The sequence below is a fragment of the Orbaceae bacterium lpD04 genome, assembly GCA_036251935.1.
Classification (GTDB): domain Bacteria; phylum Pseudomonadota; class Gammaproteobacteria; order Enterobacterales; family Orbaceae; genus Orbus; species Orbus wheelerorum.
This window is the reverse complement of record CP133967.1, coordinates 2,192,346-2,206,600: the sequence shown is the minus strand read 5'-3', so window position 1 is coordinate 2,206,600 and position 14,255 is coordinate 2,192,346. Positions and strand designations below refer to the sequence as shown.

General features: G+C 37.5%; 10 protein-coding genes. All 10 read left to right on the top strand.

The features are described 5' to 3' along the window. Positions 1-25 precede the first annotated feature (25 nt). Positions 26-988, top strand: a complete 963-nt coding sequence (gene rluC, locus RHO14_09770) for a 23S rRNA pseudouridine(955/2504/2580) synthase RluC (GenBank protein ID WVD70639.1) — start codon at positions 26-28, stop codon at positions 986-988. Between the two features lie 28 nt (positions 989-1,016). Further along, positions 1,017-1,664: a histidine phosphatase family protein gene (locus tag RHO14_09765; protein ID WVD70638.1), complete on the top strand. Its 648-nt coding sequence runs from the start codon at positions 1,017-1,019 to the stop codon at positions 1,662-1,664. Between the two features lie 337 nt (positions 1,665-2,001). After that, positions 2,002-2,919 (top strand): hypothetical protein, encoded by a 918-nt coding sequence (locus RHO14_09760; GenBank protein ID WVD70637.1) that lies wholly within the window; start codon positions 2,002-2,004, stop codon positions 2,917-2,919. A gap of 10 nt (positions 2,920-2,929) precedes the next feature. Then, complete coding sequence (locus tag RHO14_09755; protein WVD70636.1) at positions 2,930-7,339, top strand: hypothetical protein; 4,410 nt, start codon at positions 2,930-2,932, stop codon at positions 7,337-7,339. 2 nt (positions 7,340-7,341) lie between these two features. Then, entirely contained in the window at positions 7,342-8,028 is a 687-nt protein-coding gene (locus tag RHO14_09750) for a hypothetical protein (protein WVD70635.1), read from the top strand. A gap of 448 nt (positions 8,029-8,476) precedes the next feature. Beyond that, positions 8,477-9,163, top strand: a complete 687-nt coding sequence (locus tag RHO14_09745; protein ID WVD70634.1) for a hypothetical protein — start codon at positions 8,477-8,479, stop codon at positions 9,161-9,163. Between the two features lie 395 nt (positions 9,164-9,558). After that, entirely contained in the window at positions 9,559-11,370 is a 1,812-nt protein-coding gene (locus RHO14_09740; protein ID WVD70633.1) for a hypothetical protein, read from the top strand. Positions 11,371-11,375: 5 nt separating this feature from the next. Then, positions 11,376-12,065, top strand: coding sequence for a hypothetical protein (locus RHO14_09735; protein WVD70632.1), 690 nt, complete (start codon positions 11,376-11,378; stop codon positions 12,063-12,065). A 424-nt stretch (positions 12,066-12,489) separates the two neighbouring features. After that, entirely contained in the window at positions 12,490-13,176 is a 687-nt protein-coding gene (locus tag RHO14_09730) for a hypothetical protein (GenBank protein WVD70631.1), read from the top strand. A 270-nt stretch (positions 13,177-13,446) separates the two neighbouring features. Further along, a complete protein-coding gene (locus tag RHO14_09725; protein WVD70630.1) occupies positions 13,447-14,133 on the top strand; it encodes a hypothetical protein in 687 nt (228 codons plus the stop codon). Positions 14,134-14,255 lie beyond the last annotated feature (122 nt).

Here is a 14,255-nt window from a genome sequence, read left to right as displayed (position 1 = left end):
TTTTTATAGTGGATTAACAAAATATATGACATCTCCTGCGTCCCAAAAACAGCTTCAAGTTCAATTAGTTACCATATCAAGTAATAATGAGGGACAGCGTATTGATAATTTCTTAATTACTCAATTAAAAGGTGTTCCCAAAAGTATGATCTACCGCATTTTACGTAAAGGTGAAGTTCGGGTGAACAAAAAACGGGTAAAACCTGAGTATAAAGTGAATGTTGGTGATGAAGTGCGGATCCCACCAGTTAGAGTCGCTGAAAAAGTTGAGACCTTTTTATCGCCAAAGCTCGATAAAATAGCGATGTTAGAACATACGATTATTTATGAAGATGACTGCATTTTAGCCATAAATAAACCCTCGGGTATTGCGGTGCACGGCGGTAGTGGTTTAAGTTTTGGTGTTATTGAAGGTCTTAGAGTATTAAGGCCTGAGGCTAAATTTTTAGAACTTGTTCATCGCATAGATAGAGAAACCTCAGGCATATTACTCATTGCTAAAAAACGCTCGGCGTTAAGGGCGCTACATGAACAGTTACGATTAAAACAGATGACTAAAGATTACTTAGCATTAGTTAAAGGTGATTGGTCATCTGCTTGTAAAGTGGTACAAGCACCGCTATTAAAAAATGTATTAAAAAGTGGTGAGCGCATTGTTCGCGTTGACCAAGAAGGTAAACCGTCAGAAACACGTTTCAAAGTTGAAGCGCGTTTTGGCTTTGCAACCTTAATTAAAGCAAGCCCAATAACTGGCCGAACCCATCAAATCCGCGTACACACCCAATATGCAGGTCATCCAATAGCGTTTGATGATCGTTATGGTGATAAAAGCTTTGATGCAGCGCTGATTGGTACTAAACTCAATCGACTATTTTTACATGCAGCGCATGTACAATTCACTCATCCCAAAACAGAACAAATAATGCAGTTACAAGCACCATTAGATCCTATTTTACAACATTGCTTGGCAGCTTTGCGACAAAACTAATTTAAGTACTATATCGAAAGGATAACCAATGAAAGATTTGAATTTATATTTAATTAGACATGGGCAAACAGAGTGGAATATCAAAGATCAAATGCAAGGTTCAAAAAATTCCCCACTAACGGCTGATGGGGTATTAGGTGCAAAAATTACTGGTCAACACCTGAAAGATATCCCCTTTGTCGCGGCCTATTCAAGCCCACAGCAACGAGCGGTTGAAACAAGGGATTATATATTATCTGAGCGTGATGACAGCGTTGCAGTACACACCTTAGATGGGCTTTGCGAAATGGATTTTGGTTTATGGGAAGGTCAGCATGTGCCTGAACTATTAAAATTACCTGAATTCAATCTTTACATGCATGAGCCAGAAAAGTTTGATGCCAGCACTAACCAAGGCGAAATCTATCACGATGTTCTTGTACGCATGCAAAAGAGTTTAGATGAAATCGTTAAAAATGCCCCTGATAAAGGTAATATTTTAATCGTTTCACATGGCACGGCATTACGTTTACTTATTTGTGTATTAAACGGCGGTGATTGGCGTAAACACCGTGATGAAAACTATTTTCCACGGATATTAAATACCAGCATCAGCAAGGTTAATTATCAAGGTGATGGTAATAGTGGTCATTACAAGGTTGACTATTTTAATGATGTTGAGCATATCAAAAAATAACCTTAGATTCAAAAATCAAATACGCTATAAAAATATAGGCGGTAAACAAGTCGTTATTCACAGTGATAACGGCTTTAAAGTCTTAAAGATAAAATCTTAATTATGGACGAAAAATCATTAAATATTTTTTATCGTAAGTGATCTCATGGGTATTTAGCTTAGCTAAAACCACAACCGCTAATTTTTATTAATATTCATCATAAAAAAATAACCATCAGTTCAATATTTGTTTTATAATTGCCTTTGTTCAATCCAAATAATAGATAATTTATAAAAATTAATTAGTTAACTTACTAATTGTAATAATAAAAAAATAATGAAAGGATAACTTCGTCTAATGCAAGCGATAACGCAACAATTATGCATGGAACTGGATAACGAAATAAATCACAAAAAATACCGTTACCTATTCGTTGATAGCTTAGCTATCGTCAGTGAACTTGATTTTCTACATATCGACAATCTTACTCTATTACTTGGGAGTGATGCGATTGCAACGCTTGCCCGGCCCGATCTATCTCATTCACCTGAAATTTGTCCCAAACTTATTACGATTGCAAAGCCACATCAAAATTTAGATGAAGCGCTAATCAATTTTAGTGTGGTACAAGCAGCCCAAGAATTAAATCGTACCAAACGTTATATCTGTAGTTGGATAGTCAGTGATCACCCGGCAAAAATTATAACGGAACAGTTTATTAAAATAGGGCTAGCGATTGAGTCGCGCCGTAAGTCAGACTTTATCCCTATTTTTGAACCTTTTCGCTTTCAACTTTTACATGAGTCTAATCAAGAGAGTCAGTTTGGCTTATCGTCAATCTCAAATTTTTGCGATTATTATTATCTCAATCTCAATTCAACGCTTCAAGTGGTTTATCAAAACACGTCGTTACCAACAATGAATGATATATTGATAACGAAAACGGCATCATTTTATCAACAAAATAGCCGAGAAATTTTTCAACTTTATGCTTCATGGCAACGCTATTGTCAAGAAACCCAGCAAATAGTTATGCCTGACACATTAATGAACGTCGCACAGGTATTTTATCGGGCACATAACGCAGGATTAACCGATAGTGCGGACCATGCTATTTTTAGCTTGATGACACTACGTTATGGCAATTTATTGACTGAAAACAAGTTACAGCAGGCAATTAATAATGCGATAAAAAAACCAGGAACACTGGCTGCTGAATTTAAATTAATAGATAGGCAGATTTTTTTAGACTTATCATATAATGCGAAAGGATGAGGAGCAAGGAATGGCATATTCACCAATAAAATCACATGATCACACTGTTGATGATGATTTTGACAATAAAATTATTTATAACGAAGCCGAAAAAAGCTCTGCGATTGCAAAAAATGAATGTGGAGTATGTAAAAGAAAAGGCTTCCCGCTGTTTTTAGTTCGGAAAGCGATTGTACCTAAAAATTACCGTAATATTGATTGGTCAGTCGGTATGATTAGTTTAGGTCGTAATGAAAAATCACTCTCTGATGTTTATCAATATGCGTACCGTACTTTGCGAACTGGCTACGTGTATATTTTGGTTAAAGAGTTAGATGGTGTATATCGTTATATGGCATATGAAGTAACCCCATCTGGGGTATTTCGGCATAAGTCTATTGAGGATGTGGTTGAGCACAATGTTCGAGAACTTCCCAAACAATGTACAGCAAAACACGATCACATTCCTGGTGTCTTTATCAATATCGATCGTACGCGTTATTCAGGCGCTGCTTATGTTGGGTATTCAAGGCGAGCATGGTCAAAATCAGCGCTTGATACTTATCGACTCGCAGCTAATAGTAACAACGTTGATGAACTAAAGCGTTTTACAACCATCAATCTAGGTGAGTATGGTTCAAGCGCACCATCACCACAAGTGCTTGGAACTGTCGCAAATAACTCACCTTCACGCTGCTTTGCATTTAATAATTTTAACCCACAACCTAACTTACTCAATTTAGCTGCGCCAGCATTCAATGCCAACAATGGAGAATTATCAAACTCGCAGGCTAAATTGATGGAAGTTGAGTTAGCATCGCCACATATGATTTATTACTCTAATAACAATAACTTAAAGCAAACATTAGATACGCATCAGTTTGAACGAGATAGTTTTATAACGGCGCATCAATTTAATAGCTTTAAAGGTGGCAATTTAGGGTCGACATTATTATATGCAAATCATATTAATTTAGTCGCCAAGCTATTTACTCACGCTGAGTCATTAGGTGAAAAACTTGGCACTCAAGTTAGTGCTGTAGTGCTTGATGATCCTTTCGCAATTGCCGAAGAGCTCAGCTTACAGAGACAATTATTTATTGATCCTATTATGGATCTGATCGAAAACGGTGAAGTCGATTTTAATGAAAGTACCGCAGAGGTATTTAAAGATAGGTTAAATAGTCAGCGTGATATTGATAAATTTGACGAACTCATTAAACAATCCATCGCTATTTATTACCAAACTAATCCTCAAGATGCTCAAACAATGTATGGTAATGAAGATGATGTGGTTGGTGATGTTAAAGTCGATAGGAATAATTTACCTAAATTAAGTCGCGTATCTTATTTCGATCATTTATACCAGAATATGTCATCGTTATATTTAAAGCCTTATGAGGCAGATAAAGCGTATTTTTCTGAAAAATCGCTGCATCAGCGTAAAATTATTGGAATGATTAATAATTATAAAGTTCATTTAAAAGATTATTTTGATAATTGTGAGGAGTTTAAATATCACCGAGCATTTAGTTATTCAAGAACAGTAAATACAAGTTCAAGTCAAGGTAGCTTTGTAAACTTTATTGATGAAAGTAAAGCATTTTTAGCTCAACCTGATTTATATCAGGAAGTTGTCATTAGTGAAGAAGAGCGTCAGCGTTTAATTGCCAGTGCGCAGCAGGAAGTCGGATCTTACGAAGTCAATTACGATGGAGTTAGAGTTTTTAAATCACAATCTGAAATATCACGCGATGGTAAAGTGCAATACGATAAAGAGCTAAAAAAGGTTCAAGATCACATTGTTCAAAAAGAGCTTGATACGTTTATAACGAAAAACAACACACACTTTACCAATATAGCCAAAACAGTTGAAAAATATTCGACTGATTATTTTAACTATTTAGGCTGGTTATTTGGCAGTGAAGCAAAAGCATCACCTTATTTAGCCAATTTAAAAAGTTATAACCAGATCCCTTTCTGGTTAATAGAGAGTGACCAAAATTGTTCAAACAACCATCTCGGTTATTTACAAGATTTTATCAAAATGACCGATTTTAATGTGCTAGGTGGCGTTGTATTAAGTGAACAATATGGGGTATGGGATACCTTACTTCGGGATAATCAAACCTTATATTATCGATTATTTAATACCGATAGCGAAAAGAGTTTTTGGCATTTAATGATAGATGCGCGTTTAAAACAAGATTCTGATCAGACGTTAAAAGAGAGTGGCAAAAATTTAACCAATGCGATTAGGTCGGTAAAAGCCAAGCACAGTAACGTATTAGATAGCCAATTTTGTGATAATAAAGGAAAAATTATTATTGATCTATATCAGCTGATTATTCAAAAGTCGATATCTGGCGCCGCGCAGCGCAGCACGCTCAATCATGATAAATCAGCGGGTCAATTAGAAAGCGTAATGGACAGAGATTACTTTAAAACCCATTTATGCCAAGCGATGATGGTGTTTAATAAAACCTATGCGCGGTTAGTTAAAGTGAATGTGCCATTAAATGAAACGGATGATTTTTTTCAATATTGGTCGTTAAAGCATGGTGTTTTCCTCGAGCAAAATGATGATGAAACCTTAGCCTTAATTAATCAAATAAGCCCGTATCAAACAGTGGGCAATGGCAGCTACGCAGCAGAAACAAAAGATAGCAAGCAGTGGGGCTTTACATTTTTAGACTTGTCAAACTCGGTATATAGTGAGCTAGGTAATAAAGCGGCTATTTCGGTCAATATTGGCATGACTAAATTAACCAAGGCATATCGAGATGAGTGGCAAAGCTTATTAAAAGACCCGACTAAAAAAGGATATGGGGCGGAGCAAGCGCGAGGTGCATTTTTAAATAGCATTTCGTTATACCTAACGTTTGAAGGGTTAAATAACGATTTAGCCGAATTAGAGCAAGCGAAAGATGAACAATACGGGCAGCACTATAAAGATAGGCTGATTGACAGTATACAAAAAGCGCAAGTGACGTTTGCGGCGCAGACGATATTAGCACTTAATTCGGGGCTTAATTTACTGACCAAAGGCTCAAGAATAGTCGCTTATTTAGCTCAAGGCAAAAGCGGCTTACAAATGATCAATCAAATACTAAAAGGTGGGGTAGCAAGCTCTTCCGCGGCACTATCATTAGCAGCAAGTGGTGTATTAGGTGTGATGTCAATTTTAGAAAGTATTGAAACCTTTAAATCGGCAAAACAGCTGATTGATGACGGCGAATATTGGACGGGGAAATTACTGCAAGTTGGTGCAGTAGTGCAAGGTCTTATTGGGGTCATTTTATTGCTACAAACATTTAAGATCATTCCACTTACCGGGCTGTGGGCGATAGGATTTATGTTAGGGGCGGCGCTAATTGCCTTATTGGTGTATATTTTTCGAGATAAAACCCAAGATTGGATCCCCATTGAAGTTTGGGCAAATCGGATCTTATTTGGTAATAATGAAAAGCCAAAGAAATGGCCGACCTATCCACCAACCGTATTGGGAACAGGGATTGCAACTAATGATTATTTGGCAGCAGTGCAGGGGTTAAATTGTAATATTGAGTTTGGGCAACAACATGAATCAGCATATATAAATCGGCTGGCGGCGCTATCTGATAACCAGGCAGAGCTTGATAGGGAGTACAATAAATTCTATACAAGTATGGAAAGTACGACGGATTATCAAACACGATCGAGATTAGAAGATGACTGGTATCGTTATTTAGAAAATAAACTTAATTTAGAGCGCTCATACCTTGAAGGTATTCATAAAGCAGCATGGTTAAATTCAGGACTGCGTGGTGATGAATCAAATCAGTATCTAACCTTAGCACAAAATAGAGCAAAAGCAGAGGCACAGGAGCGAGAACGCTCAATCCTTAAAAGCAAACTTAAAGCCGATGCCTTTTATCACACGCAGGGGCTGTATATTCAGATGACCTTACCGAAGTATGATCCAAAGGTTAGTAAATTAGAGGCATTTTTGCATATTAGTCAAGGTGATAAAACGATGATTTTGTCGATCACTAATAGTGATGAGTTTCCTGAAATTACCGTGTTATCGGGTGAGTTGCCAAGCGTGGTATTGCGCGATGAAAATAGAAAGCCAATTAGGAATATTGATGAAAATAATCCTGAACAAGTAACTAAAGAAGAATACTATGATTTGATTAAGCGACCAAAGACCAAGCTTGAAACAGGATTGCCAATTTTAGTGATTAATCCCGATATTGGGCAGCCTGTTCCAATTTTAGAAGATACAGATACGCAAAAAATCACCTATAAAGTGGCAGAAATTTATGGTGCCCATTATATTTATTTAAACGTTAACTACTGGCAAGAGGGTAAAACTAAAATCATTAAAAGCCAAACAGGTGAACAAAAATCGATTAGCCTAGCACCGTTAGTGCAAGTGTATAATTATCAAAAGGATTAAAAATGATGAAATTGTTTAATATTAAAATGATATTAATTTTGCCTTTGCTACTATTACTAACTAGTTGTCAAGATTATAGTAGTATGAAGCAGCGCTTAGTTAACGGTTATAATGGTCTTGATGCTTATTGTTTATATGTTGGTCGAATGGAGGGCTTTCCTTATTTAGCGCAGCCATTAGATCTGTTTCCGGAAGAAAGCAAAAATATATCTCATACTGCCCGAGTTAATGCGCGTTTATCTGCTTTTGAGCAAGCGGGTTTATTAACCTCAGTTCAAGCCAAAGGCCGTGATGGTAAGCTTTACCCCCTATATAGCCTAACTGAGGAAGGAAAGCGTTATTATAAATCACCAAAAACGGCGGGCTTTAAAGGGGAAAATTTAAAAGATGCACAGTTCTGCTTTGGTCGTCGTGAAATATTAGAGGTTATCGATATTACCGATAGGGAGACTGATTTTTACGGCGGTCGAACTACAGAAACAACGGTGAAATTTACTTATAATTTAAATAATGTACCTTCGTGGGTTAATCATCCCGCGATAAAGGCATTAGATGCTTATAATGTCGATTTTTCAGGGGATAACAAAAATAGAAAAAGTCGCGTCTATTTAACTAAAAAAGGTGGCACTTATTATAACTATAGTACAAGCACAACCATTGAAACCGTAAGATTAGGTTATTACCTTTAATTCTACTCAGTAACAAGGATGTTATCTATGTGTTTTGTGATGGTTCGGTCACTTAATGGTGGTTGTGATATTAATGGCAACGCTGTTAGTGACCGGTTAGGGGAATACCGCCTTCCCCTAACAACCCCGCTCTCGACCTGCCAATAACGGTAATAATGTTGCGAGTTTATTCTGTTATAGTGGTGTTACCGTTATCTAAACGGTCGAAATTAAAGAACAAGGTCAATATCAAGGTAAACAAATGGGTTGACCTTTTTTCGACCGTTAAATGATGTTGAGGATGGCGTGCACGCTAGCCTATCGGGCAGGGATGACCGATAAAGCGAGGTCGCACAGGAAGTGCGCTCTGCGCAGTGGCGCAAAATGTCATCGATAAAAAAGCTAAAATACGCGACCGAACAAACACGATACTAATATGAAATACCCAAACTCAAGGGATTAAACAACGATGAAATTAGCTTATTTAAAATCGCTATTATTACTGCCGTTACTTTTATTGTTAATCGGTTGCCAAGATTACGGCAAAATGAAACAGCACCTGGCTGATGGTTATAAAGAGCTTGATGCTTATTGTTTATATGTTGGTCGAGTGGAGGGTTTCCCTTATTTAGCCCAACCGCTTAATATTTGGCGAGAGGAGAGCAAGAATATCTCCCATACCGCTCGTATTAATGCGCGTTTAGATGCCTTTCAGCAAGCAGGCTTGTTAACGTTAACTCAGGCGATAGGGAAGGATGGTAAAACCTATCCATTATATAATTTAACAGCGGAAGGTAAACGTTATTATAAATCACCGCGAACGGCGGGCTTTAAAAATATTAAAAACTTAAATGATGCGCAGTTTTGCTATGGTCGTCGTGAAATATTAGAGGTTACCGATATTACCGATAGGGAGACAGATTTTTACGGCGGTCGAACTACTGAAACGATTGTAGATTTTACCTATAACCTTAATGATGTACCAGATTGGGTCCATCACCCTGCGATAGATGCATTAGATGCTTATAATATTGATTTTTCAGCCAATCCTAAAAATAAAAAAGGTCAAGTCTATTTAACCAAAAAAGGCAATACCTACTATAATTATGGTACGAGTGTATCCATTGAAACCATTTTGTCTGGTTATTATCTCTAGATGCTATAAGTAATAAAGGCGTTATCTATGTGTTTTGTGATGGTTCGGTCACTTAATGGTGGTTGTGATATAAACGGCAACGCTGTTAGTGACCGGTTAGGCGGATCCCGCCTTCCCCTAACAACCCCGCTCTCGACCTGCCAATAACGGTAATAATGTTGCGAGTTTATTCTGTTATAGTGGTTTTACCGTTATCTAGACGGTCGAAATTAAAGAACAAGGTCAATATCAAGGTAATAAATGGGTTGACCTTTTTATTATTAAACAACTTGATGTATTCTTGAAAGAAATAGTAAGTAACTTTCCCATATTGGTCGTTAAAGCATGGTATTTTCCTCGAGCAAAATGATGATGAAACCTTAGCCTTAATTAATCAAATAAGCCCTTATCAAACGGTGGGCAATGGCAGCTACGCAGCAGAAACAAAAGATAGCAAGCAGTGGGGCTTTACATTTTTAGACTTGTCAAACTCGGTATATAGTGAGCTAGGTAATAAAGCGGCTATTTCGGTCAATATTGGCATGACTAAATTAACCAAGGCATATCGAGATGAGTGGCAAAGCTTATTAAAAGACCCGACTAAAAAAGGATATGGGGCGGAGCAAGCGCGAGGTGCATTTTTAAATAGCATTTCGTTATACCTAACGTTTGAAGGGTTAAATAACGATTTAGCCGAATTAGAGCAAGCGAAAGATGAACAATACGGGCAGCACTATAAAGATAGGCTGATTGACAGTATACAAAAAGCGCAAGTGACGTTTGCGGCGCAGACGATATTAGCACTTAATTCGGGGCTTAATTTACTGACCAAAGGCTCAAGAATAGTCGCTTATTTAGCTCAAGGCAAAAGCGGCTTACAAATGATCAATCAAATACTAAAAGGTGGGGTAGCAAGCTCTTCCGCGGCACTATCATTAGCAGCAAGTGGTGTATTAGGTGTGATGTCAATTTTAGAAAGTATTGAAACCTTTAAATCGGCAAAACAGCTGATTGATGACGGCGAATATTGGACGGGGAAATTACTGCAAGTTGGTGCGGTCGTGCAAGGTGTTATTGGGGTCATTTTATTGCTACAAACATTTAAGATCATTCCACTTAGCGGGCTGTGGGCGATAGGATTTATGTTAGGGGCGGCACTAATTGCCTTATTGGTATATATTTTTCGAGATAAAACCCAAGATTGGATCCCAATTGAAGTTTGGGCAAATCGGATCTTATTTGGTAATAATGAAAAGCCAAAGAAATGGCCGACCTATCCACCAACCGTATTAGGAACAGGGATTGCAACTAATGATTATTTGGCAGCAGTGCAGGGGTTAAATTGTAATATTGAGTTTGGGCAACAACATGAATCAGCATATATAAATCGGCTGGGGGCGCTATCTGATAACCAGGCAGAGCTTGATAGGGAGTACAATAAATTCTATACAAGTATGGAAAGTACGATGGATTATCAAACACGATCGAGATTAGAAGATGACTGGTATCGTTATTTAGAAAATAAACTTAATTTAGAGCGCTCATACCTTGAAGGTATTCATAAAGCAGCATGGTTAAATTCAGGACTGCGTGGTGATGAATCAAATCAGTATCTAACCTTAGCACAAAATAGAGCAAAAGCAGAGGCACAGGAGCGAGAACGCTCAATCCTTAAAAGCAAACTTAAAGCCGATGCTTTTTATCACACGCAGGGGCTGTATATTCAGATGACCTTACCGAAGTATGATCAAAAGATCAGTCGGTTAGAGGCATTTTTGCATATTAGTCAAGGCGATAAAACAATGATCTTATCGATAGTTAATGGAAAAGATTATCCTGAAATTAACGTGCTTTCGGGTGAGCTGTCTAGTGTAGTATTGCGGGTAGAGTATAAAAAACCTGTTATTAATAGAAAAGAAAGTAACTCAGTTGGTGTGACTAAAGATGAATCTTATGATGTGATTAAGCGACCAAAGACCAAACTTGAAACAGGATTGCCAATGTTAGTGATTAATCCAGATTCTGGGCAGCCTGTCCCAATTTTGGAGGATACGGATACCTATAAAATCACTTATAAAGTGGCAGAAATTTATGGTGCCCATAATATTTATTTAAACGTTAACTACTGGCAAGACGGTAAAACTAAAATAATTAAAAGCCAAACCGGTGAACAAAAATCAATTAGCCTTGCACCATTAGTGCAAGTGTATAACTACCAAAAGGATTAAAAAGAATGAAATTAGCTCATTTAAAATTGCTATTATTGCTGCCGTTACTATTATTGTTAATCGGTTGCCAAGACTATGGAAAAATGAAACAGCATCTGGTTGTTGGTTATAAAGGTCTTGATGCTTACTGTCTATATGTTGGTCGGATCACGGGTTTTCCTTATTTAGCCGAACCTATTACCGATGGTAATACTCAAGAAGATAATGACTTCTATACAAATAGGTTGAATAATGAGCGGCTTCCTGCTTTTGAACAAGCGGGTTTATTAACCTCGGATCAGGCAGTAGGGAAAGATGGTAAAAGCTACCCATTATACCGTTTAACTGATGAAGGTAAGCAATATTACAAATCCCCGAAGGCAGCAGCAGTTCGCCATCGTGATGATTTAAAAGATGCGCAGTTCTGCTTTGGTCGTCGTGAAATATTAGAGGTTACCGATATTAGAGATAGGGAGACTGATTTTTACGGCGGTCGAACCACTGAAACGATTGTGGATTTTACTTATAATCTTAACGATGTACCAGCTTGGGTTAACCACCCTGCAATAACCGCGTTAGATGCTTATGGTATTGATTTTTCTCGTGATCCCAAAAATAAAGAAGGTGAGGTTTATTTAACTAAAAAAGGTGGCACTTATTATAACTACGGCACAGGTCGAACAATAGAAACCTTAAGATTAGGTTATTACCTTTAATGATTCTTAGTAATAATGGCATTATATATTGGTTTTACGGTCGTTCGGTCACTTAATGGTGGCTGTGATATAAACGGCAACGCTGCTAGTGACCGGTTAGGGGGATCCCGCCTTCCCCTAACAACCCTGCTCTCGGCCTGCCAATAACGGTAATATTGTCGCGATTTTATTCTGTTATAGTGGTTTTACCGTTATCTAGACGGTCGAAATTAAAAGGCAAGGTCAATATCAAGGTAATAAATGGGTTGACCTTTTTTCGACCGTTAAATAATGTTGAGGATGGCGTGCACGTTAGCCTATCGGGCAGGGATGACCGATAAAGCGAGGTCGCGACACAAAATGTCATCGATAAAAAAGCTAAAATACGCGACCGAACAAACACGATACTAATATGAAATACCCAAACTCAAGGGATTAAATAACGATGAAATTAGCTTATTTAAAATCACTATTATTACTGCCGTTACTATTATTGTTAATCGGTTGCCAAGACTATGGCAAAATGAAACAGCATCTGGTTGATGGATATAAAGGGCTTGATGCTTATTGTTTATATGTTGGGCGAATTACAGAGTTTCCCTATTTAGCTGAGCCTACTCATTATGGTCCTGATGAAAAAAAAAATCTATCTCATTATATTCAAGTTAGTCAGCGTTTAACTGCCTTTGAACAAGCGGGTTTATTAACCTCGACTCAAGCGATAGGAAAAGATGGTAAAAGCTACCCATTATACCGTTTAACTGATGAAGGTAAGCAATATTACAAATCCCCGAAGGCAGCAGCAGTTCGCCATCGTGATGATTTAAAAGATGCACAGTTCTGCTTTGGACAGCGTGAAATATTAGATGTTACTGATATTACCGATAGGGAGACTGATTTTTACGGTGGTCGAACCACTGAAACGATTGTTAAATTTACTTATAATCTTAACGATGTACCAGATTGGGTTAACCATCCAGCAATAAAGGCAATTAGGCAGTATAATGAAAATTTTTCAGACGATAATTACAATTTAAAAGGCCAAGTTTATTTAACTAAAAAAGGCAATACTTATTATAATTATGGTACCAGTCGCTCTATCGAAACCGTTCGGTTAGGTTTTTATTTTTAATTATCCCTAGTAATAAAGGGGTATATATTAGTTTTGCGGTCGTTCGGTCACTTAATGGAGGTTGTGATATAAACGGCAACGCTGTTAGTGACCGGTTAGGGGAATACCGCCTTCCCCTAACAACCCCGCTCTCGACCTGCCAATAACGGTAATAATGTTGCGAGTTTATTCTGTTATAGTGGTTTTACCGTTATCTAGACGGTCGAAATTAAAAGGCAAGGTCAATATCAAACTAATATGAAATATCCAAACTCAAGGGATTAAACAACGATGAAATTAGCTTATTTAAAATCGCTATTATTACTGCCGTTACTATTATTGTTAATCGGTTGCCAAGACTATGGAAAAATGAAACAGCATCTGGTTGATGGATTTAAAGGGCTTGATGCTTATTGTTTATATGTTGGGCGTATCACAGGCTTTCCATATTTGGCAGAGCCAATTGATATGTGGGATGAAGAAGATAGAAATATAGAAACAACAAAATTACTCGAACAACGATTACCAGCTTTTGAACAAGCCGGTTTATTAACCTCGGTTCAATCGGTAGGGAAGGATGGTAAAAGCTATCCATTATATAATCTAACAACGGAAGGTAAGCGTTATTATAAACAAGTAAAAGCTGCTGGTATTTATCATCGCGATGATTTAAAGGATGCGCAGTTCTGCTTTGGTAGTCGTGAAATATTAAAGGTTACTGATATTAGAGATAGGGAAACCGATTTTTATGGTGGTCGAACTACTGAAACGATTGTAGATTTTACCTATAACCTTAATGATGTGCCAGATTGGGCTAAGCACCCCGCAATAACCGCGTTAGATGCTTATGGTATTGATTTTTCTCGTGATCCCAAAAATAAAGAAGGTGAGGTTTATTTAACTAAAAAAGGTGGCACTTATTATAACTACGGCACAGGTAGATCTATAGAAACCTTAAGATTAGGTTATTACCTTTAATGATTCTTAGTAATAATGGCATTATATATTGGTTTTGTAATGGTTCGGTCACTTAATGGTGGTTGTGATATAAACGGCAACGCTGCTAGTGACCGGTTAGGGGAATACCGCCTTCCCCTAAC

Bases quoted from the DNA above. Each gene is read 5' to 3' on its own strand.
- rluC (WVD70639.1), top strand. From the start codon at position 26: ATGACATCTCCTGCGTCCCAAAAACAGCTTCAAGTTCAATTAGTTACC.
- RHO14_09765 (WVD70638.1), top strand. From the start codon at position 1,017: ATGAAAGATTTGAATTTATATTTAATTAGACATGGGCAAACAGAGTGG.
- RHO14_09760 (WVD70637.1), top strand. From the start codon at position 2,002: ATGCAAGCGATAACGCAACAATTATGCATGGAACTGGATAACGAAATA.
- RHO14_09755 (WVD70636.1), top strand. From the start codon at position 2,930: ATGGCATATTCACCAATAAAATCACATGATCACACTGTTGATGATGAT.
- RHO14_09750 (WVD70635.1), top strand. From the start codon at position 7,342: ATGATGAAATTGTTTAATATTAAAATGATATTAATTTTGCCTTTGCTA.
- RHO14_09745 (WVD70634.1), top strand. From the start codon at position 8,477: ATGAAATTAGCTTATTTAAAATCGCTATTATTACTGCCGTTACTTTTA.
- RHO14_09735 (WVD70632.1), top strand. From the start codon at position 11,376: ATGAAATTAGCTCATTTAAAATTGCTATTATTGCTGCCGTTACTATTA.
- RHO14_09730 (WVD70631.1), top strand. From the start codon at position 12,490: ATGAAATTAGCTTATTTAAAATCACTATTATTACTGCCGTTACTATTA.
- RHO14_09725 (WVD70630.1), top strand. From the start codon at position 13,447: ATGAAATTAGCTTATTTAAAATCGCTATTATTACTGCCGTTACTATTA.